The sequence below is a fragment of the Dyella flagellata genome (assembly GCF_030160275.1).
Taxonomy (GTDB): Bacteria; Pseudomonadota; Gammaproteobacteria; order Xanthomonadales; family Rhodanobacteraceae; genus Dyella_B; species Dyella_B flagellata.
Map to the genome: position 1 here is coordinate 107,936 of NZ_BSOA01000018.1, position 23,762 is coordinate 131,697.

Consider the following 23,762-nt stretch of genomic DNA (forward strand, 5'->3'; position numbering starts at 1 on the left):
CTTTTGTGAATCATCTATCCAGCCGGCGTGAAGATACCTGAACGAGCCCTAGGCGCCGGACGGAAAATCCGTGAATTGGGTGGTGCCGATGCCTTCCTCGGGCAGCATCACCGGGATGCCATCCTCGATCCGGTAGATCACCTTGCGGTCGACCGTGATCAAGCCCTCGTCCACCCGGTTCTGGACCGGGCCCCCGGCGACATTGAGCACCTGACCGCCGTCGATGGCCTGGTTCAGGGCGGTCAGTTCACCGGTGTTGAGGGGCCGCACCGGCGTCTTGCTTACCGGGCAGCACAGGATGTCGAGCAGGCGTTTGTCCATGGAAACGGCAGGTATCGTTGCAATGCGGCGAAGTCCGTACAATAGCCCCTTTTGGACGACCGGGCCATGACGGAAACTGCTTCAGCACCGCGAGTGGGTGTGGTGATGGGATCGCGTTCGGATTGGGAAACCATGACGCACGCCGCGGACGTGCTCCAGGAGCTGGGCGTGCCGCACGAGGTGCGGGTGGTATCGGCCCATCGCACCCCGGATCTGCTGTTCCAGTATGCCGAGCAAGCGGTGCAGCGCGGCATCCAAGTGATCATCGCCGGCGCCGGTGGCGCCGCCCATCTGCCAGGCATGCTGGCGGCCAAGACCCGGCTGCCGGTGTTCGGCGTGCCGGTGCAGTCCAAGGCGCTGAACGGCATGGATTCCCTGCTTTCCATCGCCCAGATGCCGGCTGGCATTCCGGTCGGTACCCTGGCGATCGGCCGCGCCGGGGCGTGTAATGCCGGCTTGCTCGCTGCCTCCGTCCTGGCCCTGCACGATCCGGCCATCGCCAAGGCGCTGGAGGCTTATCGCGCGCGTCAAACCCAGACCGTACTGGACAACTCGGACCCCCGTTCGTGAGCATACGTAATAAGCAACCCGTGCTGGGCATCCTGGGCGGCGGACAGCTTGCCCGCATGCTGGCCATTGCCGCGGCCCCGTTGGGAGTCAGGACCTTGGTCGTAGACAGCGCCGCTGATGCTTGTGCCGGGCAGGTGGCGTCGCTGCGCCTGGCCGATTGGACCGATTTCGCCGCGCTGGAAAAATTCGCGGCCGAAGTCGACGTGGTCACCTTCGATTTTGAAAACGTGCCGGCAGATACCGCGCACTGGCTGGCCGAACACGTGGCGGTATTTCCCAATCCACGCGCGCTGGCGGTAGCGCAGGATCGTCTGGCCGAGAAAACCCTGTTCCGCGAATGCGGTTTGCAGACGCCGGCGTTCGAGGCGGTCGACACACGCGAAGATCTGGAGCGTGCCTTGGCCAAGATCGGCGCTCCCTCCATCTTGAAAACTCGCCGCCTGGGTTACGACGGCAAGGGTCAGTTCCGCATCAAGCAGCTCTCAGACGCGGATGCGGCCTGGGAGACGCTGGGCGCCAATGCGCACGGTTTGATTCTTGAGGCCTTCGTGCCGTTCGAGCGCGAGCTTTCCGTGCTGGCGGTGCGCACACGCCATGGCGATTTCCGCGTCTGGCCGCTCACCCAGAACTGGCATACCGATGGTGTGCTGAGCATGAGCCTCGCGCCTGCGCCGGAAGTCGGTGGATTACAGGCGCGCGCCGCGGCATTGGCGCGCACCCTGGCCGACCATCTGGATTACGTAGGCGTGTTTGCGCTGGAGCTGTTCGTCAAGGACGGCGAGTTGCTTGGCAACGAAATGGCGCCGCGCGTGCACAACTCCGGTCACTGGACCATCGAAGGCGCCATTGCCAGCCAGTTCGAAAACCATGTGCGGGCCGTGCTCGGCTTGCCGTTGGGCGATACCTCGGCAAGGGGCTGTTCGGCGATGTTCAACTGGATCGGTGAATTGCCGGACGCGACGCCGGTGCTCAACGGCGTCGACAGCCATTGGCACGACTACGGCAAACAGCCGCGTCCTGGGCGCAAGGTGGGGCATGCCACCGTGTGTGCGCAGGATACAAAGACCTTGGCGGCACGTGTGGACGAGATTGCACGGGCATTACAACGCGAAGAGCAAGCAGCACCTGCGCTGAAGGTGCTCTGACGAATGTAGGCTGGGATTGCCATCCCAGCCTACGCCTCTCCCTCAGCCCAAGTTCGCATGGCATCATGCGCTCGACCCGCGCTGATGGCTTGACCTGAGGCGCGGCCATTCTGCGGATACTCCGCGACTACAGGGCACAAGGAACTATGAAACCGATTCGCCTCCTATTGGCGGCGTTGGCGTTGTGCGCAGCCAGCGTCCATGCACAAAACACTCCGGCCGACGCCGGCTCCACCCAGGACAAGTCCGCGCAACTGCTCGCTTCGTTCAAGCCCGAACACGGTACGATCAAGCTGCCTAACGGCATTGCGACGTTGCAGCTCAACGACGATTTTTACTACCTGTCGCCGAGCGATGCCGAGCGTCTGCTCACGCAGGGCTGGGGCAATCCGCCGGGTAGCAAGACCTTGGGCATGATCATCCCTCAGGCTGTAAGCCCCCTGTCCGACCAGGGCTGGGGTGTAGTCATCACTTACAACGACGATGGTCACGTTTCGGACGAAGATGCCGCCAAGATCGACTACACCAAGTTGCTCAAGGACATGCAGGAGGCCGACAAGAGCGACAACGAGAAACGTAAGCAGGAGGGTTACGCCGGCCTGCATTTGCTGGGTTGGGCCGAGCCGCCTTATTACGACGCGCAGAGCCATAAGATGTACTGGGCCAAGGAGCTGAAAGCCGACGACGCCAGCGGTAATACCTTGAACTACAACATTCGCGTGCTTGGTCGCCAAGGGGTGTTGGAACTGACCGCGGTGGCGGCGATGGCCGATTTCCCCAAGATCAAACAGGAAATGCCCAAGGTATTGGCGTCGACCAACTTCGACACCGGCAACCGCTACACCGACTACAACGCAAGCACCGACAAGCTTGCCGCGTACGGCCTGGCCGCACTGGTTGCTGGCGGCATCGCCGCCAAGGCGGGCCTGTTCGCCAAGCTGGGCTTATTGCTGCTGGCCTTCAAGAAGTTCATCATCATCGGCCTGGCTGCGGCCGGCGCCTTTCTTCGAAAGTTGTTCGGCCGTCCGGCGAAGAAGTCGATCGCGTCGGGCGACTCGCAGCCGCCTTCGGTGTAAGCCTGAAAGCGCCTTCCCCTACAAATGGTAGAGGAAGGGGCGAAGCCCTCCCCTGCGAGCAGGGGAGGGAGATATCAGCCGAGATTCTTCGCAGCGAAATCCCAGTTCACCAGATCCCAGAACTTGTCCACATAGTTCGGGCGAGCATTGCGGTAGTCGATGTAGTAGGCGTGTTCCCACACGTCGATGGTGAACAGCGGCTTGTCGCTGCCGGTGATCGGCGTGGCCGCATTGGAAGTGTTGACGATGCCCAGCGAACCATCCGGACGCTGCACCAGCCAGGTCCAGCCCGAACCGAAGTTGCCGACGGCGGATTTCTTGAATTCTTCCTTGAACTTGTCGAAGGAGCCGAACGCCTTGTCGATCGCCTCGGCCAGTTTGCCGGCCGGCTTGTTGTCGCTCTTGGGCGAGCGCATGGAGTGCCAGTAGAAGGTGTGGTTCCAGATCTGCGCTGCGTTGTTGAACACGCCGCCGGAGGACTTCTTGATGATGTCTTCCAGCGCCGCGCTTTCGAACTCGGTGCCCTTGATCAGGTTGTTGAGATTGGTCACATAGGCCTGGTGGTGCTTGCCATAGTGAAACTCCAGCGTTTCGGCCGAGATGTTCGGCTCCAGCGCGTTCTTTTCGTAGGGCAATGGGGGAAGTTCGATCGCCATGAGTTGGCTCCTGGGCGTTGGCTGAGGGTAACGGGGATGCCTCCCGGTCAGACGCCGGGCCGGCTGGTACACTACTAAGCTTGCTGCATTGTAATGATGAAACCAATTTATGGACGTCAATGAGCGAATCAAGGCGGTGCTGGCCGAGCACCCGATGGTGCTTTTCATGAAGGGCACGCCGCAGTTTCCGATGTGCGGGTTCTCCGCCCGTGCGGCGCACGCACTCACCGAAGCGGGTGCGGCGTTTCATGCGGTGAACGTGCTGGCCGAGCCGGAAATCCGCGCGGCCCTTCCGCATTACGCCAATTGGCCGACCTTCCCGCAGTTGTTCATCCAGGGCGAGCTGATCGGTGGTTGCGACATCGTGGAAGACCTCAAGGCCTCCGGTGAGCTGGCACGCATGGCCCATGACGTGGCAGGGGATAACCAGGTATGAGTTTGAGCCTGCCGCAACACCGCTTGCCCGCGGCCTGGGCACCGGCCGCCGATGAACTGGCTGGCCGCGTGGTTCTGGTTACCGGCGCTTATGGCGGATTGGGCAGTGCGGTGGCACGCGCCGTCGCCCGTGCGGGCGCCACCGTGGTGATCACGGGCAAGCGCAAGCGGCAGCTCGAACAGCTCTACGACGCGATGCTGCGCGAAGGTTTGCCCGAGCCGGTGATCCATCCGCTGGACATGGAAACCGCCACCCCTCGCGACTACGAGACACTGGCCGAAGGCTTGCAGCGTGACCTGGGCCGGCTCGATGGCATTGTGCATGCGGCGGCCAGCTTTGCCGGCCTGATGCCGATGGCGATGCACAAGCCGGACGCCTGGCTGCGCAGCTTGCACGTCAATGTTTCCGCACCGTTCGCGCTTACTCAGGCGTGCCTACCCATGCTTACTGCCGCGCCCGATAGTGCGGCGGTGTTCGTGTTGGACAGCCCCGAACTGGTGCAGCGCGCACACTGGGGTGCATACGGTGTGTCGAAAGCGGCATTGGAACGTTTCGTGGCGATCCTGCACGAGGAGCATGACGAAGGCGCGTTCCGCGTACATGCGCTACTGCCTGCCCCGATGCGGACCACCTTGCGCCGCACCGCGTATTTCGGTGAAGACACTTTGCAGCACCCCCTACCCGATGCCACCGCGGAAGCCGTGGTGTACCTGTTGAGCAACAAGGCGGCTGCGACACGCGGCGGCGTACTCGACTTGCGCACGGCATGACGAATGCCGCCCATTGCGTATTTTAAGAAGGGGAACGCATGCAAACGCAGATGACCACCTTGTCGGCGGCGATCCTGCTGTTCCTGATCATGGACCCGCTTGGCAACATCCCCATCTTCCTCAGCTTGCTCAAGGACGTGCCGCCTAAGCGCCGTCGTGCGGTGATGGTGCGCGAGCTGCTGATTGCCTTGGCAGTGTTGCTGATGTTCCTGATGGGCGGCCAGCTGATTCTCAGGCTGCTGCAGCTCAGGGAGGAATCGATCAGCATCGCCGGTGGCATCGTGCTGTTCCTGATCGGCATCCGCATGGTGTTTCCACCGGCCGAAGGCGGCATTTTCGGCCAGGCCGGCGAAGGCGAGCCGTTCATTGTGCCGATGGCCATTCCAGGCGTAGCCGGACCTTCGGCGATGGCCGCTTTGCTGTTGCTTACCAATACGCAGCCTGGCCGCACCGCCGATTGGGCCATCGCCTTGCTGGGCGCATGGTTGGCCACGGCGCTGATACTGTTGAGTTCCACCTATCTGTTCCGCTGGCTGGGCGAAAGCGTGCTCACCGCGCTGGAGCGGGTGATGGGCATGCTGCTGATTGCCCTGTCGGTGCAGATGTTCCTGGGCGGCATCGCGGCCTACCTGCATCTGACGGTTTGAAGCCTGCGCAAACTGCCTTGGGCGACGTAGGCCGGGATGACAATCCCGGCATCAGCACGTCGCAGCTGGAAAGCTGGGATTGCCGTCCCAGCCTACGCGCCGATGGTTTGAAAACCGCCTGGGGCGGCGAGCACAATCCCTACGATAGGCCAAGAGGCAGGTCTGCCTTGAACAAGCTCTTAAGCATTGCCCCCAACCGCGTCGTGTATTCTTGCGCCGCCGGTCACTTTGCTTATGCGATTTCTCGCAGTTGTCACACTTGATCGGCAACATGGATTAAAACCAAGGGAGGCGGTCATGCTTCACGTTGAACAGGCCCTTACCGAACGTCTGCCATGGCTAGCGCAGCACCCGATGATCCGTAAGCCCGTTGTTGGCATGTTGGGTCGGCTGGCCGACGAAGCAGGCTTCAATCGGGTACTTGATCGGCTTGCCGATACCAAGGGATTCGAGTTCGCCGAACGGGTCCTGGATCTGTTAGGTTGCAGCTATCACGTGGTACAGCGCGAGCGGGAGCATATTCCCGTCGAAGGTGGCGTGCTGATCGTCGCCAACCATCCGCTGGGCATGCTCGATGCGATGGCCCTGCTGGATCTGGTGGGTTCGGTGCGCAAAGACATCCGCATACTCGGCAATGACTGGCTGGCGGCCGTGCCGCAACTGGGATCCTTGTTGTTGCCGGTCGATGTATTCGGCGGCGGCGCGGCTTCGCGTATGCGCAACATCTACCGCGCGCTGGAGCGTGGCGAGGCATTGATTATTTTCCCGGCGGGCGAGGTTTCCCGCATAGGGCCGGCAGGCGTGCGCGACGCACGCTGGTCCGACGGTTTCGCCAGGCTGGCCATGCGCAGCAAGACACCGGTGCTGCCGATCCACGTGGCCGCGCGCAATTCGGCCATGTTCTATGGGCTTTCCATGCTGGCCAAGCCGCTCAGCACGGCGATGCTGCCACGCGAAGCGGTAGCCACCCATGTCAGCCGCATCGGTTTCAGTGTGGGTGCGCTGGTAAGCGCGGAAGAACTAAGCAAGCGCAGTGCCGACAATTCGCAACGCGCAGCTGACCTGATGCGCAGGCATGTGTATCGCATTGGTCGCCGCCGTGGCCTGATTTTCGGCGGACAAGTGCCGCTGGCGCATCCTGAGTCGGTCGATCGCGTGGCGCAGGAGCTGGCGCAGAGCGAAAAGCTTGCCGATCTTGCCGACGGCAAGCAGTTGATTGTTTTGCGCGGGCAGACGGATGGTGCCGCGTTGCGCGAAATTGGCCGCTTGCGCGAACTCACCTTCCGCAAGGTAGGCGAGGGCACCAACACGCGGCGTGACCTGGATGCCTACGATGCCCATTACGAACACCTCGTGCTATGGGACCCCAAGGTGCTGCGCATCGTGGGTTCGTATCGACTCGGTCATGGTGGGAGCCTGATTGCCGCGCGCGGCATGAATGGCCTCTACACCGCCAGCCTGTTCAACTATTCGCCGGCGTTGGAATCGCGGCTGGCGCAAGGGCTGGAATTGGGGCGCAGCTTCATCGCGCCTGCCTATTGGCGGTCCCGCGCGCTGGATCAGCTATGGCAGGGCATCGGTCTATACCTGCAACGCCATCCGGATCTGCACTATCTGTTTGGTCCGGTGAGCATGTCGGTGAGCCTGCCACGCCAGGCGCGTGAGTGGATCGCCGCGGCGCATCAGCACTATTTCGGCGCCCCCGGCCTGGCTTCCGCCCGCCAGCCATTCAAGGTTTCCGCGGACGTGCTCGAAGGCGTACGCCGTGAACTGGAAGGCCTGGACCCGGTCAGCGGGCTGGGCAAATTGCGCAATCACCTGGATGCCCTGGGCGTAAGCCTGCCGGTGCTGTATCGCCAATACGTCGACCTGGTCGAGCCCGACGGCGTGCAGTTTCTGGATTTCGGCGAAGACCCGGGCTTCTCCGGCTGCGTCGACGGCCTGGTGATGCTGGATCTGTCCCGCCTGAAGCCGGCCAAGCGCGCCCGTTATCTCGGCAAGGGAGCGTAGGCTGGGATGACAATCGTAGGCTGGGGTGCAAACCCCAGCATTGTCATGCATGCCCATCGCGATGCAGGGATTGACATCCCGGCCTAAGCGAGGCCATGGGCGCCATCTTCACAAATGGGATGCATCTGTAAAGATGATGTAAAGAAAGTATGCGATTGTGCTAAGGTATCGCTAAGGATACGTGCACCGCTTTCTTCTGACCTCAGCGTCTATGAATGGCTGGGGGCGAAACGCGAATCAGCTTACACGTGTGTCATCCAGGGAATGTGTCTTAGGGCCGGAGTCGTTGTACTTCGTCCCACATGAAAAACCAAAACCTAGGGTTCCAAAGAGGCCACTCGGCTCATCCAGTAAATGGGCCCTGAGCCTCTTTGTGTGTGGCAAATGCCAGCAGGGACGGCTGATTCGCTTGGCTCGCAAGCTTTTATTCAAGCGGTAGCACCAGCAATACCAGAGAAATTCAAATCAATAATCGGACTTAAGGGCCTCTACATGAAACGTACGCATCTTTCCGCAGCGATTGCGATGGCTGTCTACCTCTCCGCCGGCGTTGCGGCCGCACAGACCGCCAGCAACGACCAGGCCCAGACAAGCCAGGAATCGCAGCAGCGCGTCAATGCATCCAGCACCTCCAACACCACCACGTCCAACGCCACCCAGCGTGACGTGAAGCAGATGTCGGAAGTGACGGTGCAGGGCCAGTCGCTGTCGCTGGGCGGTGGACTGATGTCCGTGCAGATTGCACCCAAGGCGGTATCGACGATCACGCGCGACGCCATCGAAAAGGCCAGTCCCGGCAGCAACTTCACGCAGATGATCCGCACCATTCCGGGTGTGAACGCAGCGACTGACGACGTTACGGGCTTGGCCAACGGCCACTACAGCCTGCGCGGCTATGACTCGTCCGACATCGGCATGACCGTCAACGGCGCGCCGATCACCGATACCGGTAGCTACTCCGTGTACGCCACCGAATACGGCGACTCGGAAAACATGGGCGACATCACTGTGCTGCAGGGCATTCCGGACGTGGACATGCCCGACTCCGGCGCCAGCGGCGGTCACATCGGCTGGGCCACCATCGATCCATCGCATAAGGGCGGCTTCGACGTCACCCAGACCATCGGCGGCAACGACTATCGCCGCACCTTCTTCCGCCTGAACACGGGCGACATGGGCCCGGTGCGTTCCTGGCTGTCTTACTCGCACAACACTGCCGACAAGTGGCGCGGCCAGGGCAAGCTGGACGTCACCAAGGTCGACGGCAAGTCGGTGTGGACGATCGATAACGACAACTCGATCAGTGCCTCGCTGCAGTACAACCGCGAGAACAACATCAACTACGAAAACGTCACCAAGCAGCAGGTGGCGCAGAACGGTTACTACACCGATTACACCACCTCATGGATTCCGCTGGCCGGCCTGACCGGTACCGCGCTAAAGAATGCGCTCAGCAACGACACGTATTACTACGGCCTGCGCACCAACCCGTTCCGCAGCTTCATGTTCAGCCTGGACGGCGAGTTCAAGCTGGCCGACAGCTTGCATTTGTCGGTAATTCCGTACTTCTGGTACGGCAACGGCGGTGGTGGTTCGGCGGCCACGGTGACTGAAACCACCGCAACAGCCGACCGCTTCGGCTTCACCAACGTGGACGCCAACAACAGCGGCGCGGTCGTCACCGGCCAGCAGGGCATCGTGTATTCGTATTCCGCCGCGTTGACCTATCGTCCGGGCGTGCTGGTGAAGTTCAACCAGGATTTCGGCCTGGACAACAGCCTCGAATACGGCTTCTGGTACGAAGATTCGCGCAAGACGCAGGACAACAGCTACTTCCAGGCCAACAACCAGGGCCAGCCGGTCAGTCTGTGGGCCAACAGCAACTACATCACATACCCCAACGGTATGCCGATGACGTACTACCACGAGTACACCAACACCGAGCTTGAGAAGGGTTTCGTCACCGACAACTGGACGCCGAGCGACCAGTGGACCTTCACCGCCGGTGCGGCGTTCCTGCGTGCCAGCCGCAGCGGCTGGGGCTATGACTACCCGGGTTCGACCAGCGGCCCGATAAGCAAGCAGCAGACCTACACCACGATCGACCGGACTTGGAACAAGCTGTTGCCGACCGCCGGCATCAAGTTCCAGCTCGACGAGAAGAACCAGTTCTACCTCGGCAGCGGCAAGACCTTCCGCGTTCCGACCAACACGGTGGTGCTGCTGAACGCGTTCTCGGGCAACGACCTGCAGAAGCCGGAAACTACCTGGAACACCGACCTGGGCTGGCGCTACTACGGTGACAAGATCTCGGCCAACGCGGACCTCTACAACAGCAACTACAACAACAAGCAGGAAAGCGCGTACGACAACGCCAACGGCCAGACTTACTACACCGCGATCCATCGCATGCATATGCGCGGCTTCAACGGTGAAGTGAGCTACAAGTTCGCGCCGAGCTGGACGGTTTACACTTCCTACACCTACACCAAGGCCGAAATCGTCGGCGGCATCGATGGCGGCGGCGACGGCGTCTATCCGGCCAACGGCCGGATCATGCCGGACACGGCCAAGCACATCGGCAACGTGGCCCTGAGCTACGACGATACGCATCTGTGGGCGGAACTCAATGGGCGCGTCACCAGCTCGCTGTACGGTGACTACATGAACACCGAGCGCGTTGGCGGCTTCACCACGTTCGACTTCAGCGGCGGCTATCGCTTCGGCGATTTCGATTGGCTGAAGAAGCCGTACATCAAGGTGAACGTGACCAACCTCACCGACAAGCGTGCTTTCTCGTACGTGGGCTCGGCGCAGTTCCTCGCCGCAGCCTCGGGCAAGCTGTTCCCGTCGCTGTTCTCCAGTGCGCCGACCTACGGCCTGCTGCAGCCGCGTACGTACATGGTGACGATTGGCGCTTCGTTCTTCTAAAAAGCGCCCGGCCCCGGCCTTCCCTACTGGGGAAGGCCCCGGGGCGAGGGCCAACCTTGGCTTGAACTCCAAGCCCGGGACATCAAAACGCCTTGCCACCAGCAGGGCGTTTTTTTGTGGGGCAGTGGCATGACATTGACCGCACCGCACCAGAAGCGGGATGCTAGGCGGCCGCCTTAAGCGAATGGCGGCCCGCATGGCGGAAAGCTTTTGTCAGGAGACGATGGATCATGAACGACACCCAGCTCGACAAGACCGGCAAGCCCGCTACGGTAAGCGCCCGCATTTCACCTGCCGGTGGCCTGGACATACTTTCCCGCAACGAAGTGGCGCGTTTGCGCGATGCCAGCGGCTCCGGCCTGCATGGCCTGCTGCGCCGCTGCGCATTGGCGGTGCTCACCTCGGGTGAAGTCGGCGACGATCCGCGCGGCATGTTCGAGCAATACCCGAACTTCGACATCCAGGTGCTGCAGCAGGATCGCGGCATCAAGATCGAACTCTCCCACGCGCCTGCCCAGGCGTTCGTCGATGGCCACATCATCCGCGGTATCAACGAACTGCTGGTCGCGGTGGTGCGCGACATCGTCTACGTGGCCACCCAGTTGGAACAGGGGGTATTCGAACTCGACAATACCGTGGGCATTACCCATGCCGTGTTCGAAATCCTGCGCAATGCGCGCATTCTGAAGCCGCAAATCGATCCTAACCTGGTGGTGTGTTGGGGCGGCCACTCGATCTCGCGTGACGAATACGAATACACCAAGTCCGTCGGTTATCAGCTCGGCCTGCGCAGCATGGATATCTGCACCGGTTGCGGCCCGGGCGCAATGAAGGGGCCGATGAAGGGCGCGACCATCGCGCATGCAAAACAACGCCGACGCAAAAACCGCTACATCGGCGTGACCGAGCCTGGCATCATCGCGGCCGAATCGCCCAATCCGATCGTGAACCAGCTGGTGATCATGCCGGATATCGAGAAGCGCCTCGAAGCCTTCGTGCGCATGGGGCACGCCATCATCGTGTTCCCGGGCGGCGTTGGCACGGCCGAGGAGATCCTCTATCTGCTTGGCATCCTGCTACACCCGGACAACGCGGGCATTCCCTTCCCGCTGATCTTCACCGGTCCCAAGCAGTCCGCCGCTTACTTCGAGCAAATCGACACCTTCCTGCGCCTGGCGCTGGGCGACGAGGTGGCGCAGCACTACAAGGTCATCGTGGACGACCCGATTGCCGTGGCGCATGCGGCGGTGCACGGTGTCGACAAGGTGCGCAACCACCGCCTGGACAACAAGGACGCCTTCTTCTTCAACTGGTCGCTGAGCATTCCCCAGGCATTCCAGCAGCCCTTCATCCCTACGCACACAGCCATGCGCGCGCTTGCCATCCATCGCAACCGCCCACGCCACGAACTCGCCGCCGACCTGCGCCGAGCCTTCTCCGGCATCGTCGCGGGCAACGTGAAGGATGAAGGCGTGCGCGCCATCGAGCAGCACGGCCCGTTCGAAATCGATGGCGAGCCGGATATCATGCGCGCCCTGGACCGCCTGCTGCAGGCCTTCGTCCAGCAGCACCGCATGAAACTTCCCGGCGGCAGCGCCTACGTGCCCTGCTACCGCGTGCTCACCAGCTGAACAGGCAGGGTAGGCGGCCCACGCAGCTTGACAGCTCTGGGCCGTTTCCCCAAACTACGCAGCTCCCCGCCCGAATAGCTCAGCCGGTTAGAGCACTTGACTGTTAATCAGGGGGTCGTTGGTTCGAGTCCAACTTCGGGCGCCAGATATATCAAGGGCTTGCGGCTTCCGCAGGCCCTTATTATTTGCGCCGTGGAAAGTCATTCCTTCTTAAGGGCGTTACCTAGAACTGCATGCCTAGAGAAGTTCATGGGGCGCTCCTGGTTGCCCATTTTGTTTGTGACGAATCGTGTACAGTTCGAACATGACGACTGGCCTTATTCCCGGAGGCCTGCTGATCGCGGTGGAAGGCATCGACGGAGCAGGCAAGACGACACTCGCGCAGAAATTAGCGGAGCAGTTGCGTGCACGGAATATTGCGGTAGCGGTGGGTAAGGAACCTACGAGCGGTCCCTGGGGTGCTCAGCTACGTGCGAGTGCAGCGGAAGGGCGTCTGTCTCCGGAAGAGGAAATCCGTCTTTTGTTGCTTGATCGCAGGCAGCACGTTGATGAAGTCATTAAGCCGGCGCTCGACAGGGGCGATGTCGTCATTCTCGATCGCTACTATCCCTCGTCTGCTGCCTATCAGGGGGCTCGCGGCATTTCCGTCAGCGAGATTCTGTTTCAGAACGCTTTTGCGCCCAAGCCGGATATCACGCTTATCTTGGATGTCGAGCCGGCCGTAGGGTTGGAGCGCATTCGGGCGCGTGGCGACAAGCCCAACCACTTCGAAACGGAAGACAATCTCGAACGTTGTCGCGAGATCTTCCTGAACATGAAACTTCCGAGCCGTGTTGTCGTAGACGCTTCCGTGGCTGCTGGGGAGGTTTTCAAGAAGTCATGGGAGGCGGTAGTCAAGATGATCTCTGTAAAATTGATCGAAGCGAAAGGCCTGTCTGTCGAAAGCGCAGAGATACTTCGGAAGATCGGTCCGTTGACCAGCATTTGAAAAGAATGGACGCTACGGTTAGTAGTTTGAAACGGCGAAGCTGATTTCGCCACGGCATCAATTTGGGTAGCAGGCTGTTTACGGCATAGTTGGCGCCGGCCTTCAGGCATGGTGAACATGTCTTTATCGTAGACCCGTGAGGCCGACACTATATGGTTAGGCCGTTATTTTTTCTCAACCTCTTCGAATGCTTTGGAAACAATTGCTTGTCGGAGTTTGGTTAGTTCCTCCATGCCGAGAATTACGCGCAGGTGTTGAAATACACTTGCAATCGCCTTTTCATCTGTTAACCGTTCATCGTTCCAGGCTTTCATGCCAATAATTTGGGCAAATGTTCGATACATTCCGTCGAGCTTTTCCTGGCGATCTCGTGCATCGACGTTGTTATACACATAATGGGCACTTGCCCCTACTTCGCGCAATGCCGCCTCGAATTCTTCAAGTTTGGTGTCGATGTCTCTGGTTAGCCAAACTGCGAAGTCACTGCGGATGAGGTAGAGCTTATGCGCGTGCTCTAATGCCTCGTCAGTTGGCCCTTTACGGAACAGAGTCACAAGCGTTGCTTGAGTTTCAATTGCATATTTCTCGCTGAATTCAGCGTGCTTGTCGAAAGCAACAGAGGCCATGTGTGAGTTGGCGGCTAGGGAAAAATTGTTTTGTACGGCAATCTTGATTAAATCGCGCTGGTGAGAGGCTTCATCAAGCGCGATTTTTACAAGTAAGCCGAATAGTGAGCCAACAAGAGGTAATGCAGCAATTTGCCGGATTAATTCGCCTCGCGGTAGCGCGAGGTACGTGACCAAAGATCCTGCAAACAGAGCGGCAATCCAGAGATAAAAATTTGGTCGTGACGTCATCTTATTCGTGTACCAAAGTTTTCGCTTCTTTCCAGAGCTGCTCGGCATTAGGCGTCCAGGCGACTACGTCGTCTAAGCCGCCGCCTGCGCCGTGGCTCATCTCCCATTGGGTGGCTTTCGGTGTGGCACCAAATAACGCTCCAGCGTCCGCGCTTGTTCCTTTTACTCCATAACGATGGCTGAGAGCGGGATGGTCTTTTACACCGCTTATGTCGGCAACATCAAGAATTGAAACGAGAAGTGTGTGCGAATCAGAGCATTCAGAGTGTCCGCACGCGAATGTGACTCGGAAATCTGGCTTCCAGTTATCCACCCTTGCAACGCAAGCGGACCAGTGCCAGCCTGCTAGGTCAAAGAAGGCGGCCCATCGCGCGTGAAGTGGAGTATCGAAACTGAGTTCATTGTAGATCGCTGTCACTTGTGCTTTCCTGTCGGCGACGTTGATGGGTTGGTGTGTTATTTCATTAACAGGCATTTGATGATGCATTTCGATTCACTAAGACGGAATCGAGCCGTTTTTATGACCGATATTAATTATCCCATTGACTCCTGTCAGTCCTGTACGAGTTTGTTTCACCATTCAGTACTTCAGGGTGATCGCATATATAATTCAAAGCTGTATCCGATATGTTGTGATCGAATCCACTAAGTATATTTCCAACATCGGTGGATCTGAAAATAATTCCGCTGAATACAAGGCCGCGTACTGTTCCGTCGTCAATTCGTAGGCGGTTTGATCGTGTTCTTTTCGCAAAGTAATACCTAAGAATTTGCTTCTCAGCCTCTGTAAGGCTTCGCAGTCGTTCTTCAATGTGCTCTTTTCGCTGTCTGCTGGCAAGGCCTTGAGTAAGTTTACCTAAAATTATTGTGGCCAATGAGACGCTCAGGAGTGCCGCGCTGGCTAAAAAACCGATGCCAAGCCATCCCTTGTAGTCCCCAGCTATCCTTGCTATCCCTAAGCGCGTTAAGGCACTTTCGGGAAGAAAGATCATCGCGCCGGTGATTAATGCGATTGCGGCGAGGTAACGTGGTGATAGCTTGATGAAGTCCAGGATCTTGGATGGGTCCATCTCGTTTTCCCCGCTTGATTGAATGTGGTCAGTTAACAGCTTTTTTGGGGGCTGTCGTAGTTAGTTCATTCGATTGGCAATATGCTGTCTCTCCATGACATGGAGTTGGTGGTTTTACTCAAGGTGTTTTCTTACTTGCTGCAGCTGAAATTACAGCTCCCATGCGTGCCAGTCGATCAGCTCGTGCCACGTACCACTCTTTGAGTAGTGTTTCGACGAGGCCTATTAGTAGAGTGGCCTCATTAGGATCAACATCCACAATGAAGTTTATGTCTTTCTCCATATGGGCGCCGATGTTTCCTAACTTTCTCACCGCTTCGATCGCATCCCATGTGATCGAGTCGACTTTATCTTTGATTTGTGTAATTTCGTCGACGAGGCGACCAGGCTTAACCTTCCAAAAGTCTCGAAGGATCCCCTGAAGGCATCTGCGTGATAGGGTTGCAGATGCTTTTGGACTTAGATCTTTTATTAAACATGCTTCGCGATAATCCTCGCGGATCGCCTCTGGAACGTAGTCGGGAAATGATTTCATTGCTGCGGAAGGGACTAGCGACCAAGCATTTAGTTTCTTTAAGTATTTTTCGCCACCATGAGGGGACGACGACGGCTCGGTTTCAAAGAGGTCGGCTGTAAGAGTGAACTTACGACAATTCGGATTCGGACATACAGCGTATGACGTGGCTAGTGTTCTGCGGCCATCCGCGTTATCTAGATAGAGCGTGTGACGATTTGCTGAAAAGCGTTCTCCAGTGATGGTCACAGCGTGTTCGCAGTGTGGGCAAATCCAATTGAAGTCCCTCATTGATTTCCCCTGAAGTAGAGCTGCATTTTGACCAATTAACGAACGCACAGTTTTTTGTGCGGATTCCTGTGGTTTCTGAACAGCGGTCCGGCAACCTCCGTAGTCGTGGGAATTAGGGGCATCCACCAAAACGCTTGCGAAGTATCGGCTTGCGTACGAGTTTCGGTGCGTGATCTGACTTTAGCGTCAAGTTGGCTAGGTGTGCTTCTTGGGTGTCCACGATTGCGCCCTGTTTGACATCGATATCCGGCTGACTAGGGCTTATTTTTTTGATGTCTCCGTTTTTGGAAGGTGGAAGGAGCCCTACACTTTTCGCGAGCGGGGACCTTTTAGCGTTGATTTCCGCAATAGGCTGCTTGCCGGCTTCATTCCTGCGCTGAGCCGTGCCTCAAGCTCAGCTACAAAAGCAAGCCAGTCGCCACCGTAGACGTGGACGAGATCTCTTACTACCAAGAGTTCCAGTCCGCGGTCACCTGTCTCGAAATCACTGATGCTGCTTTGATCGAGGCCAATCTCTGTTGCGGCTTCAACCTGAGTTAGTCCAGCGGCTAGTCGAAGCTCTCTCAGTAGAGCGGCCAGGACCGCGTGCTCTGGCCGATGGACAGATGATGGTTTTGGCTCGCGTCTAGGCATGGACGCACCGTAGCCTTGACCCCTTGGTATGCTAGTTGTACATTTTTATGTGTAAAAGGGATATTTTTCTTTAGCCCTCGGTGGTTCGACGGCACGGCCTACACGCAGACAGAGGCACGAGGATGGATGCACATATCGTTTTTGCATTGCGCACCGCGACATGTGTGGTGGGCAAGCTGTCACATGACATAGAGCTACAAGTGACTTCGAAGCAGAGCGCCGCCCGCGCCGCCCACAACATATGGTCCGACTGCCTGGAGTACCTGTGATGAAACCATTGCGAAAACCCTTTACGCGCGGCTCGCGCGCTGCCATACCTTTCCGCCATTGGAAACTAGATGAAGCCTCCAGGGTTCGCGGCCCGGCCCCCGGGACGCCTGGTGTGCCTGCACGTATTCTGGTGGTAGCCCAAGATCCCGAGGGCCGAAACATGCTTGCAGGCCAACTCAAGGCGCTTGGCCTGGACCCGCTCACCGTGCCCGACAGCCTGGCGGCCTTGAACGCGACCGATTTTAAGGCGCCCGACGTGATCCTGATGGCCTTGGAAGGGCAGGACGCAGCCGTCTACCAAGCCGTGCTGCGTTTTACGCGGGCTAACCTCGCAATGCGCGCCCGCATTCCCCTCGTTGCCATCGTGGGGCAGGGTGGCGAAACTTGGCGACGCGCGTTGGATAGCCGGCTGGATGGTGTCCTGCGTAAACCCCTACGCCCAGAAGAGCTATATGCCACCCTCGCGCGGTGGCTCACGCTCCCGCCTCTCACTGGCCAAGCGCAGGATGAACCCTTTCCGCCGCGGTGGTGCCGAGCTTTTATCGAAGTGGACATCCAGGAGTATGAGCGGGCTCTGGCAAGACAGGACACTTCAAACATGGTGCGCTTTGCCCATCGCGCGAAGGGTGCGGCGATTGCGCTGCATGCGAATCGAGCAGCCGAGTTGGCTGACAGGCTAGAACTCGCAGCGAGGGGTTATGCACCTCTGGCGCCGGATGAGATAGAGCACACGCTCGCCGCGTTGAAAGTGGCTATCGCCCGCCACTTTGAATAAGCACAGATTAAAGCGTTTTGACGTCCGGCGCTGCGCCCATCTCTAGTCCCGTAGAAGATGCGCGCGAAGTGAGAAGAGCAGGGCAGTCCAGTCTAATTCGAAAGGAGGTTGGCCATGTCCGATTTCATGTCGCAGCGCTTGCGCGTGATGTTGCTCGAAGACCACTTGCTGGTGCGCCGTGGCATGGAGCTGCTGCTCAAGCATGACTACGGGCTGGATATAACGGGAAGCTTTCGCGCTTCTCGGGAACTCTTCGAGGCATTGAAGGAAGCTCGGCCCGACGTGGTCGTTACCGACTACGCCCTGGGTTCGACGGATGTCGATGGCACCAAGTTGCTACGCTCCTTGCATCTGCACTATCCGCATGTGCGGGTCTTGGTGGTGTCGTCCCACTGCAACCCCGCTACGATGGCTCTGGCGATGAGGGCTGGCGCCCACGGTTTTATTGGCAAGACGGAGCACGAGTCCGAACTGTATGTGGCCATTCGAACGGTTGCCGCGGGCCGGACCTATTTTAGCCGGCACCTGACCGATTTTAACCGTTCTATCCGCCCGAGTGACGAGCCCCGTGCGGATATTGGCGACGAGCTGCTGGACACCTCCAAGCTTTCCGCACGGGAGCATGAGGTGCTGCGCTGCATGCTTGAAGGCATGTCGATCACGGCCATCGCTAAAAAATTTTCCAGGTCGGCCACTACGATTAGCGCGCAGAAGCATTCGGCCTTCCGCAAGCTGGGCTTACGTACCAACCACGAGCTGTTCAGAATGCGATATCAGCGGGGCTGAGCCTCTAGGGAAGCTTGGTTGTCAGCTGCGTGCGGCCCTGGTACTTATGGACAGGCGACGAGCAACATAAACCGGTAGCCAGCCCAGTAAGGCAGCGCGGCCAGCTAGCAGTGAACGAGACGTTCTACTAACCTAATGCCGCTCCATCGTAACAATAGGAACCGTGCCCAGACAGGTCACGGTGCGGCGCCAGATGGCGCCTTGGGGAACTCCATTCAACCAGGATGTTGGAATATGACCAGGACCGTATTGCAGAGTGATCTCAACGACGTCAACGTAAAAGCGTTTCTAAAACTGCTCCGCTATTGCGAGCATCGCAAAGAAGACGACGGCGTCTATTACATCGTGTACGGAGGCGCTCGCTTTACCGACACGAAAGCGCACCCGCATATCGTTGTGTTCGATAAGAGCGACAAAGCCAAGAAAAATCCTCATACCCCTGCAGGGGCGTACCAGATTACGTATGTGACCTGGACCGGTGCGAAGAAGCTTGGTGTGGTTTCCGACTTTACCCCCGCTCAGCAGGATAAGTTGGCCGTATGGCTCATCGACGGCGAGGGCGCTCTGGACGACGTCAAGGCCGGACGTCTTGAAGCCGCCTATGGCAAGTTGAAAGGCCGCTGGTCTTCATTGCCTGGTGCCACGCAATCGCATGTCAGCGCAGCAGATGCAAAGGCGCGATTCGATCGCTACGTCGCCGAGTATTCAAAGAAGTAGCGCGAGCGATATAAAAGAGCTGAGACACCGATCTATTGCGGCCATCCATGCGCGTTGTAAAGGGAGCGACCATGCGGAAAATCCGGATCCTACTCACGACGGGACTTTGCGCGCTGGCGATGGGCGTGGTGCTGGCAGATACCTCCACGCTTGCTACGCCCCATCGCGTGGAGAAGAAACTCACCTGCGGTGATGCGCAGTTGACCGCCCAGACCGACTACGTCACGCTCCCTGACGTGCAAAAAGTGGTCTGGACGGCGCAAGCCATCACCCTTAGGAATTCCCACAGCGCTACCTCGGTTCCGCTCGCGCTGGAGAGCAAACCCCTGCACCTTGCTTACTATCCCCAGGGGACCGCACTGGACAGCGTCGTACTCGGCTGGACTTGCCTGAAGACGAGCAGTGGTAAGCACTATTTTTTTCTCGCCTACACCTGCACCCCCAGCCCTGAGCGTCCCGCTTGCAAGGAGGAAGACGAATCGGGCAATTGGGACCGCGTCCTGGATACCTCGGGCAAGCGCATCAGCGACCAACAGCGCGAGCGCCTGGGCATCAATCGCGCTATCGGCGATCATCTTCAGCTTGAAGACCCGACGGAAGACTGACGTCGCTTCATCCGGGACTGGCTCCGCCTTGTCTGCCCGGCGCCGGATGAAGTTTCACTCGAAACCAGGCGCCGCCTTCGGGGCTTTCGGTAAGCTCGACCCGACCGCCATGCAAGGCGACGATTTCTTGCACGAGGTGCAGGCCAAGGCCTGCACCCGTGCTGCTGGGGCGCAGGCGATGGAAGGGCTCGAACACGCGCTGCCGTTCCGCGACGGGAATACCCGGGCCCTGGTCACGCACACCAAAAACGCCGTCCGCCTTGACGTCGATCGTGATCAGTCCTTGGCGGCCACCATAGGCGATGGCGTTCTGCAGCAGGTTCGTCAAGACGCGTGAAAGAGAAAGTCGGTCGCCCATCACCATGACCGCCGATCCAGGCGCATCCAACGCCAGTTCATAGCCGGCGTCGATCGCCATGGGGGCAACGTCCGCAGTGACCTCCCGCGACAGGGCGACCAGGTCGAGAGCTTCGAATTTGCCGGGATGCTTGCCCAGTCGCTGCAGGTCGAGCAACTGTTCGGCGAGATTGGACAGTCGCACTATGCCCGCCAAGAGCCGGGCACGGTCGGCGCCGGCATCGAGTGTTTCGATTTGCACCCCGAGTATGGCGATGGGGGCGCGTAGTTCGTGCGCGGCGCTGGCAAGAAAGCGGTCGTGAGCGTCATAACCCTCATTGAGGCGTTCCAGCGCTGCATTGAATGCTGTCACCAAGGGCTGTAGTTCGCGCGGCACTGCGTGCTTGGCGAGGCGCACTTCCCGGTCATTAATATCAATGGCCTGAGCCTGGCGCGCGACCCCTTCAACGCCGGACATGGATCGGCGGATAACCCATGGAATAACGATCAGCGTAAGCAGCGCAAGCGGAAGTGCCAAGCGCCATCCAAGATAATGGACGATGACCAGGAAGATACCCTCGGGATCGGCAGTAGGAGCGCCGCCACAGAGGATGTGAATGCGGCCGAAGGAGGTATTCACAACGTCGGCGATCATCGTAAGCGCATAAGGAGCGCGATTGCTATGGGCATTGGCTTGCTGCAACTGGGATACCGATGCCGCCAATCCTCGGTATGCCGCGGGTATTTCACCGTATTCCAGCCGACGTCCAGCTTCGTCTTCAGCGACGAACCATAGGCCTGCCGCGCCATCCAGGAGCTTGTTCAGTTTCTTATCGACCCTTAGCGTGAGCTCCCCGTCATGATCAACCACCATGGCGCGCGCGATCGTCAACGGGACGTTGGAATCGATGTAGGAAACGTAGTTGTCGCGAAGTTGGTAGGCGATGCCGATCATCGTAACCAGGATGATCGCTGCCTGGATGAAGATGAGGCGCCGCGTCAACAATGCCGTGAGCGATTTACTTCCCATCTCAATCCATTCGCTCCTTGAGCAGATAGCCGATGCCGCGAATCACATGGATGTCTACTCGGGCTCCGGCTTCGGACAACGCTCGTCGAAGCTTTGAAACATGCGCATCCAGCGCATTGGACTGGATTTCGTCGTTGAAGTCGTACACCGACTCCTGCAATACCGAGCGCCGCACGGTTCTTCCATGTCTCAGGAACAAGGCCTCAAGGACCAGTAGCTGCCGTCTTGGCAAGGGCAGCAAGGCTCCGCCGACGAATGCCTCGTGGCTAGCAAAATCGAACTTGAGGTTGCCGATCATGGCTACCGGCAATGCGGGCCGCGAGGGGCGTCGCGATACGGCGCGCATGCGCGCCAGCAGCTCTTCCACCGCGAAAGGCTTCACCAGGTAGTCGTCCGCCCCCAGATCCAGACCGCCGACCCTATCTGCGAGGGAGCTGCGCGCCGTCAACATGATCACCGGCAAATCGGCCCTGCATTTGCGTGTCGCCGGAATCAACGTGGCGCCGTCACCGTCGGGAAGATGGCGGTCCAGCAGCACGAGGTCGTGCACGTTCAGGCGCAGGGCTTCGTGCGCTTGCATCAAGCTTGGTGCGATATCCGCGAGCATGCCTTGCTGTTGAAGGGCTGCGCGCAGTGCCCGTGCCAACTCCGGTTCATCTTCAACCAATAAAACCCGCATAGTCCATGCTCTCCGCCTTACGCTCCTTTTGGCTGTGAGCTTCGACATCGCCAGGTGGGGAAAGTGCGCAATGTTGAGACAATGTCCCGCATCCAGCATGCGCGGCGGATTCCATCGCCATCGGCCAGCCATCATGCCTATCATGTCGTTACGCCTGACTTGCTTATCCGCTGCGTTGCTGTGCGGCTTATTTTGCCTGCCAGTTGCAGCCCAATCCGCTGCCGTGCCCAGCGTTACCTGGTCCGCGGGGCTGGGCGCATTTTTCAGTGCAAGTCCCTATCGGGACTACACCAACAAGGCAATGCCGGTTCCCATGCTCAGGTACGACGGAAAATCGTTTTACATCCATGGAGCATCCGTAGGTTATCGGTTCTACAACACCCATGAGGACGAGTTCGCCCTGGTTGCATCGCCCTTGTGGCAGCGCTTCTTGCACCAAGACACCCACGATCCTCGGCTGCGCCTGCTGTCAGATCGTGATATCTCGGGATCGGCGGGCCTGGCGTGGCGGCACCATGCCGAGTGGGGTACGCTCCAAGCCAGCGCCCAAAAGGAATTTACCGGCCACGGCGGCGGTAGCCTGTTTGACGTCAGCTACGGCTATCCCCTTGCCCAGGGAAACCTGCAAATTACGCCGGAAGTGGGCGCTGTCTACACCAGCCGCGCGCTGAATGACTACTACTACGGGATCAGCCTAGCGGAGGCAGCAAACAGCGGTTTGCCCAGCTATCGCCCGGGCGGTAGCACCTCTCCCTATCTGGGCGTGGTTGCCAGCTATCAAGTATCGGGTTCGTGGCTGGCGAATGCCGGCCTTCGTTATTCGGTCTTGCCAAAGGCCGTCAAGGACAGTCCGATGGTCGACTCCAGCCACACGCAGACCTACTTCTTCGCGCTCAGCTATCTGTTTTGAACCATGGCTTACGGCATTGCACGTCAGATTTTCATCCTTGCCGAGCGGCTGGAACCTAACCGCAGCGCGATTTGGGAATGGATCTGCCAGGCGCCTATCGCGATGCTCGGAGGACACACTGCCTTGGAGTTGATCCTGTCCGGGCAAGGCCGCAAAGTAGTGCTGCTGTTGGAAATGGCGTTGAGGAGCGAAGCTGCCGATTCGCATGCCATGCGGTCAAATAACCACTAATGTCAGCTCTGCTGATCAGGTAGGCAAAGAAGGTGGCTGGACCAATCCTTGCTTTTCCGTAGGTGCCACAAGCTAGGACATTCGCATGGCAGCGATCTTGTTAGCTAGCTGATCTTCGATGCCTGCCTTCCGCGGCACATGATTGAGTGGCCGATGGACGGCTCCGGCTTGCCATTCCCATCGCTCCGGATGACGCAGGTTCAGCCCAGTCCGTATCTTGGTTTCGATAACCTTATGGGTACGATGGAACTTTAAGCGTTTCAACACTCGAGCCATGGTGCGTGATTCAGTCGTGCAATAGCATTCCAATAGTCCGCCTGGCGGGGTGTGTTTTTGGAAATAGACTACAAGCCTCCGCCCGATACCTTGCCCGCGCCATCTTTCGGCCACGACCACCACTTCAATAGCGGTCATGGGGGCGGTAGCTCTACTGGTGTGGGTACTACTCAAGGCAGCGCCCACCACCCCGCGACCGTGCCTAACCACAACAAATTGATCGGTTGACGTAACGCACCAGCTGGGCAAAAGGCGTGCCAAAATGGCTTTGGCACAGCGCATGCCGAACTCCTTTTCGGTCATGGGTAGCGAGCAGAACCGCGCGCCGAAGTGCCGGCGCCAGGCACCTGACACCACCTCGGCAATGAAAAAGAAAATATCGCGTGGCCGTCCCGGCTCCACTTGAAATGCTTGGTCAGAAGGGAGGCTGGACATCGGTTCACCACGTGGTCAGTGGCAATCCGCTTGCCATAAATACCAACGGTAGTCTAAACGGACAGGTTGCTGTCAGGTTGACCTGCAGGCCTATTGAAAGAGCGAAGTTCATCACATTAAAAAAGTGATAAAGAGCGCATTAATCCAAGGTCGCACCCAATGGCAA

General features: G+C 58.8%; 26 protein-coding genes and 1 tRNA gene. 17 read left to right on the top strand and 10 right to left on the bottom strand.

The features are described from left to right. Window positions 1-48: 48 nt before the first annotated feature. Window positions 49-321 carry a Trm112 family protein gene (locus QQJ96_RS10810; RefSeq protein ID WP_284332006.1) on the bottom strand — a complete coding sequence of 91 codons (273 nt, stop codon included), beginning with the start codon at window positions 319-321 and terminating at the stop codon, window positions 49-51. Between the two features lie 66 nt (window positions 322-387). On the opposite strand from QQJ96_RS10810, the gene purE reads away from it, so the two are divergent. The 3 genes from purE (at window position 388) to QQJ96_RS10825 (ending at window position 3,112) form a co-directional block, all read left to right on the top strand. Beyond that, entirely contained in the window at window positions 388-891 is a 504-nt protein-coding gene (gene purE, locus QQJ96_RS10815; RefSeq protein ID WP_284332007.1) for a 5-(carboxyamino)imidazole ribonucleotide mutase, read from the top strand. A gap of 2 nt (window positions 892-893) precedes the next feature. Next, window positions 894-2,036, top strand: coding sequence for a 5-(carboxyamino)imidazole ribonucleotide synthase (locus QQJ96_RS10820; RefSeq protein ID WP_404649264.1), 1,143 nt, complete (start codon window positions 894-896; stop codon window positions 2,034-2,036). Between the two features lie 146 nt (window positions 2,037-2,182). Next, window positions 2,183-3,112: a DUF2167 domain-containing protein gene (locus QQJ96_RS10825; protein ID WP_284332009.1), complete on the top strand. Its 930-nt coding sequence runs from the start codon at window positions 2,183-2,185 to the stop codon at window positions 3,110-3,112. Between the two features lie 74 nt (window positions 3,113-3,186). Here QQJ96_RS10825 and QQJ96_RS10830 read toward each other — a convergent pair whose 3' ends face one another. Beyond that, on the bottom strand, window positions 3,187-3,768 hold the full coding sequence (locus QQJ96_RS10830; protein ID WP_284332010.1) for a superoxide dismutase: 582 nt from the start codon (window positions 3,766-3,768) through the stop codon (window positions 3,187-3,189). A gap of 109 nt (window positions 3,769-3,877) precedes the next feature. Between QQJ96_RS10830 and grxD the strand changes: the two genes are divergently transcribed. The 8 genes from grxD (at window position 3,878) to tmk (ending at window position 13,181) form a co-directional block, all read left to right on the top strand. After that, window positions 3,878-4,204 carry a Grx4 family monothiol glutaredoxin gene (gene grxD, locus QQJ96_RS10835; RefSeq protein WP_284332011.1) on the top strand — a complete coding sequence of 109 codons (327 nt, stop codon included), beginning with the start codon at window positions 3,878-3,880 and terminating at the stop codon, window positions 4,202-4,204. Beyond that, on the top strand, window positions 4,201-4,974 hold the full coding sequence (locus QQJ96_RS10840; protein ID WP_284332012.1) for an SDR family NAD(P)-dependent oxidoreductase: 774 nt from the start codon (window positions 4,201-4,203) through the stop codon (window positions 4,972-4,974). Before grxD ends, QQJ96_RS10840 begins: the two co-directional genes overlap by 4 nt. Before the next feature lie 50 nt (window positions 4,975-5,024). Next, window positions 5,025-5,621 carry a YhgN family NAAT transporter gene (locus tag QQJ96_RS10845; RefSeq protein ID WP_284332126.1) on the top strand — a complete coding sequence of 199 codons (597 nt, stop codon included), beginning with the start codon at window positions 5,025-5,027 and terminating at the stop codon, window positions 5,619-5,621. Window positions 5,622-5,918: 297 nt separating this feature from the next. Then, a complete protein-coding gene (gene olsF / locus QQJ96_RS10850; RefSeq protein ID WP_284332013.1) occupies window positions 5,919-7,631 on the top strand; it encodes a bifunctional ornithine lipid synthase OlsF in 1,713 nt (570 codons plus the stop codon). Window positions 7,632-8,123: 492 nt separating this feature from the next. Next, window positions 8,124-10,562 (top strand): TonB-dependent receptor, encoded by a 2,439-nt coding sequence (locus tag QQJ96_RS10855; protein WP_284332014.1) that lies wholly within the window; start codon window positions 8,124-8,126, stop codon window positions 10,560-10,562. Between the two features lie 230 nt (window positions 10,563-10,792). Next, window positions 10,793-12,193 (top strand): nucleotide 5'-monophosphate nucleosidase PpnN, encoded by a 1,401-nt coding sequence (ppnN, locus tag QQJ96_RS10860; RefSeq protein WP_284332015.1) that lies wholly within the window; start codon window positions 10,793-10,795, stop codon window positions 12,191-12,193. 68 nt (window positions 12,194-12,261) lie between these two features. Then, window positions 12,262-12,338 (top strand) — tRNA-Asn (locus QQJ96_RS10865). A 159-nt stretch (window positions 12,339-12,497) separates the two neighbouring features. Beyond that, complete coding sequence (gene tmk / locus QQJ96_RS10870) at window positions 12,498-13,181, top strand: dTMP kinase (protein ID WP_284332016.1); 684 nt, start codon at window positions 12,498-12,500, stop codon at window positions 13,179-13,181. Window positions 13,182-13,345: 164 nt separating this feature from the next. Here tmk and QQJ96_RS10875 read toward each other — a convergent pair whose 3' ends face one another. From QQJ96_RS10875 to QQJ96_RS23605, 5 genes are all read right to left on the bottom strand, one after another. Further along, window positions 13,346-14,038 (bottom strand): hypothetical protein, encoded by a 693-nt coding sequence (locus QQJ96_RS10875; protein ID WP_284332017.1) that lies wholly within the window; start codon window positions 14,036-14,038, stop codon window positions 13,346-13,348. 1 nt (window position 14,039) lies between these two features. Next, complete coding sequence (locus tag QQJ96_RS10880; RefSeq protein ID WP_284332018.1) at window positions 14,040-14,525, bottom strand: hypothetical protein; 486 nt, start codon at window positions 14,523-14,525, stop codon at window positions 14,040-14,042. A 43-nt stretch (window positions 14,526-14,568) separates the two neighbouring features. Continuing rightward, window positions 14,569-15,108, bottom strand: a complete 540-nt coding sequence (locus QQJ96_RS10885; protein WP_284332019.1) for a superinfection exclusion B family protein — start codon at window positions 15,106-15,108, stop codon at window positions 14,569-14,571. 118 nt (window positions 15,109-15,226) lie between these two features. Next, complete coding sequence (locus tag QQJ96_RS10890; protein ID WP_284332020.1) at window positions 15,227-15,871, bottom strand: DUF4145 domain-containing protein; 645 nt, start codon at window positions 15,869-15,871, stop codon at window positions 15,227-15,229. A 345-nt stretch (window positions 15,872-16,216) separates the two neighbouring features. Further along, window positions 16,217-16,546 carry a helix-turn-helix domain-containing protein gene (locus QQJ96_RS23605; protein WP_404649240.1) on the bottom strand — a complete coding sequence of 110 codons (330 nt, stop codon included), beginning with the start codon at window positions 16,544-16,546 and terminating at the stop codon, window positions 16,217-16,219. Between the two features lie 268 nt (window positions 16,547-16,814). Here QQJ96_RS23605 and QQJ96_RS10895 point away from each other — a divergent pair, with 268 nt between their 5' ends. The 4 genes from QQJ96_RS10895 to QQJ96_RS10910 all read left to right on the top strand — a co-directional run bounded on the left by QQJ96_RS10895 (window position 16,815) and on the right by QQJ96_RS10910 (window position 19,699). After that, window positions 16,815-17,591 (top strand): Hpt domain-containing protein, encoded by a 777-nt coding sequence (locus QQJ96_RS10895; RefSeq protein WP_284332021.1) that lies wholly within the window; start codon window positions 16,815-16,817, stop codon window positions 17,589-17,591. A gap of 114 nt (window positions 17,592-17,705) precedes the next feature. Beyond that, window positions 17,706-18,377, top strand: coding sequence for a response regulator transcription factor (locus QQJ96_RS10900; protein WP_284332022.1), 672 nt, complete (start codon window positions 17,706-17,708; stop codon window positions 18,375-18,377). A gap of 234 nt (window positions 18,378-18,611) precedes the next feature. Further along, entirely contained in the window at window positions 18,612-19,094 is a 483-nt protein-coding gene (locus QQJ96_RS10905; protein ID WP_284332023.1) for a lysozyme family protein, read from the top strand. 71 nt (window positions 19,095-19,165) lie between these two features. Continuing rightward, window positions 19,166-19,699, top strand: a complete 534-nt coding sequence (locus QQJ96_RS10910; RefSeq protein ID WP_284332024.1) for a hypothetical protein — start codon at window positions 19,166-19,168, stop codon at window positions 19,697-19,699. 7 nt (window positions 19,700-19,706) lie between these two features. On the opposite strand, the gene QQJ96_RS10915 is transcribed toward QQJ96_RS10910, so the two are convergent. Together QQJ96_RS10915 and QQJ96_RS10920 are read right to left on the bottom strand one after the other, a co-directional pair. Then, the gene (locus QQJ96_RS10915; protein ID WP_284332025.1) at window positions 19,707-21,065 is read right to left on the bottom strand and encodes a sensor histidine kinase; all 1,359 of its coding nucleotides are present in this window, start codon (window positions 21,063-21,065) and stop codon (window positions 19,707-19,709) included. 1 nt (window position 21,066) lies between these two features. Beyond that, the gene (locus tag QQJ96_RS10920; RefSeq protein WP_284332026.1) at window positions 21,067-21,744 is read right to left on the bottom strand and encodes a response regulator; all 678 of its coding nucleotides are present in this window, start codon (window positions 21,742-21,744) and stop codon (window positions 21,067-21,069) included. Window positions 21,745-21,886: 142 nt separating this feature from the next. On the opposite strand from QQJ96_RS10920, the gene QQJ96_RS10925 reads away from it, so the two are divergent. Both QQJ96_RS10925 and QQJ96_RS10930 read left to right on the top strand, forming a co-directional pair. Beyond that, window positions 21,887-22,654 carry a MipA/OmpV family protein gene (locus tag QQJ96_RS10925; protein WP_284332127.1) on the top strand — a complete coding sequence of 256 codons (768 nt, stop codon included), beginning with the start codon at window positions 21,887-21,889 and terminating at the stop codon, window positions 22,652-22,654. Between the two features lie 3 nt (window positions 22,655-22,657). Further along, the gene (locus QQJ96_RS10930) at window positions 22,658-22,885 is read left to right on the top strand and encodes a hypothetical protein (RefSeq protein ID WP_284332027.1); all 228 of its coding nucleotides are present in this window, start codon (window positions 22,658-22,660) and stop codon (window positions 22,883-22,885) included. Between the two features lie 72 nt (window positions 22,886-22,957). On the opposite strand, the gene QQJ96_RS10935 is transcribed toward QQJ96_RS10930, so the two are convergent. Continuing rightward, window positions 22,958-23,596: a GNAT family N-acetyltransferase gene (locus QQJ96_RS10935; RefSeq protein WP_284332028.1), complete on the bottom strand. Its 639-nt coding sequence runs from the start codon at window positions 23,594-23,596 to the stop codon at window positions 22,958-22,960. Window positions 23,597-23,762 lie beyond the last annotated feature (166 nt).

What these genes read in the sequence shown, in the direction of transcription:
- QQJ96_RS10810 (WP_284332006.1), bottom strand. Translation starts at nt 321, where the DNA reads ATGGACAAACGCCTGCTCGACATCCTGTGCTGCCCGGTAAGCAAGACG.
- purE (WP_284332007.1), top strand. Translation starts at nt 388, where the DNA reads ATGACGGAAACTGCTTCAGCACCGCGAGTGGGTGTGGTGATGGGATCG.
- QQJ96_RS10825 (WP_284332009.1), top strand. Translation starts at nt 2,183, where the DNA reads ATGAAACCGATTCGCCTCCTATTGGCGGCGTTGGCGTTGTGCGCAGCC.
- QQJ96_RS10830 (WP_284332010.1), bottom strand. Translation starts at nt 3,768, where the DNA reads ATGGCGATCGAACTTCCCCCATTGCCCTACGAAAAGAACGCGCTGGAG.
- grxD (WP_284332011.1), top strand. Translation starts at nt 3,878, where the DNA reads ATGGACGTCAATGAGCGAATCAAGGCGGTGCTGGCCGAGCACCCGATG.
- QQJ96_RS10840 (WP_284332012.1), top strand. Translation starts at nt 4,201, where the DNA reads ATGAGTTTGAGCCTGCCGCAACACCGCTTGCCCGCGGCCTGGGCACCG.
- QQJ96_RS10845 (WP_284332126.1), top strand. Translation starts at nt 5,025, where the DNA reads ATGACCACCTTGTCGGCGGCGATCCTGCTGTTCCTGATCATGGACCCG.
- olsF (WP_284332013.1), top strand. Translation starts at nt 5,919, where the DNA reads ATGCTTCACGTTGAACAGGCCCTTACCGAACGTCTGCCATGGCTAGCG.
- QQJ96_RS10855 (WP_284332014.1), top strand. Translation starts at nt 8,124, where the DNA reads ATGAAACGTACGCATCTTTCCGCAGCGATTGCGATGGCTGTCTACCTC.
- ppnN (WP_284332015.1), top strand. Translation starts at nt 10,793, where the DNA reads ATGAACGACACCCAGCTCGACAAGACCGGCAAGCCCGCTACGGTAAGC.
- tmk (WP_284332016.1), top strand. Translation starts at nt 12,498, where the DNA reads ATGACGACTGGCCTTATTCCCGGAGGCCTGCTGATCGCGGTGGAAGGC.
- QQJ96_RS10875 (WP_284332017.1), bottom strand. Translation starts at nt 14,038, where the DNA reads ATGACGTCACGACCAAATTTTTATCTCTGGATTGCCGCTCTGTTTGCA.
- QQJ96_RS10880 (WP_284332018.1), bottom strand. Translation starts at nt 14,525, where the DNA reads ATGCATCATCAAATGCCTGTTAATGAAATAACACACCAACCCATCAAC.
- QQJ96_RS10885 (WP_284332019.1), bottom strand. Translation starts at nt 15,108, where the DNA reads ATGGACCCATCCAAGATCCTGGACTTCATCAAGCTATCACCACGTTAC.
- QQJ96_RS23605 (WP_404649240.1), bottom strand. Translation starts at nt 16,546, where the DNA reads ATGCCTAGACGCGAGCCAAAACCATCATCTGTCCATCGGCCAGAGCAC.
- QQJ96_RS10895 (WP_284332021.1), top strand. Translation starts at nt 16,815, where the DNA reads ATGAAACCATTGCGAAAACCCTTTACGCGCGGCTCGCGCGCTGCCATA.
- QQJ96_RS10900 (WP_284332022.1), top strand. Translation starts at nt 17,706, where the DNA reads ATGTCCGATTTCATGTCGCAGCGCTTGCGCGTGATGTTGCTCGAAGAC.
- QQJ96_RS10905 (WP_284332023.1), top strand. Translation starts at nt 18,612, where the DNA reads ATGACCAGGACCGTATTGCAGAGTGATCTCAACGACGTCAACGTAAAA.
- QQJ96_RS10910 (WP_284332024.1), top strand. Translation starts at nt 19,166, where the DNA reads ATGCGGAAAATCCGGATCCTACTCACGACGGGACTTTGCGCGCTGGCG.
- QQJ96_RS10915 (WP_284332025.1), bottom strand. Translation starts at nt 21,065, where the DNA reads ATGGGAAGTAAATCGCTCACGGCATTGTTGACGCGGCGCCTCATCTTC.
- QQJ96_RS10920 (WP_284332026.1), bottom strand. Translation starts at nt 21,744, where the DNA reads ATGCGGGTTTTATTGGTTGAAGATGAACCGGAGTTGGCACGGGCACTG.
- QQJ96_RS10925 (WP_284332127.1), top strand. Translation starts at nt 21,887, where the DNA reads ATGTCGTTACGCCTGACTTGCTTATCCGCTGCGTTGCTGTGCGGCTTA.
- QQJ96_RS10930 (WP_284332027.1), top strand. Translation starts at nt 22,658, where the DNA reads ATGGCTTACGGCATTGCACGTCAGATTTTCATCCTTGCCGAGCGGCTG.
- QQJ96_RS10935 (WP_284332028.1), bottom strand. Translation starts at nt 23,596, where the DNA reads ATGTCCAGCCTCCCTTCTGACCAAGCATTTCAAGTGGAGCCGGGACGG.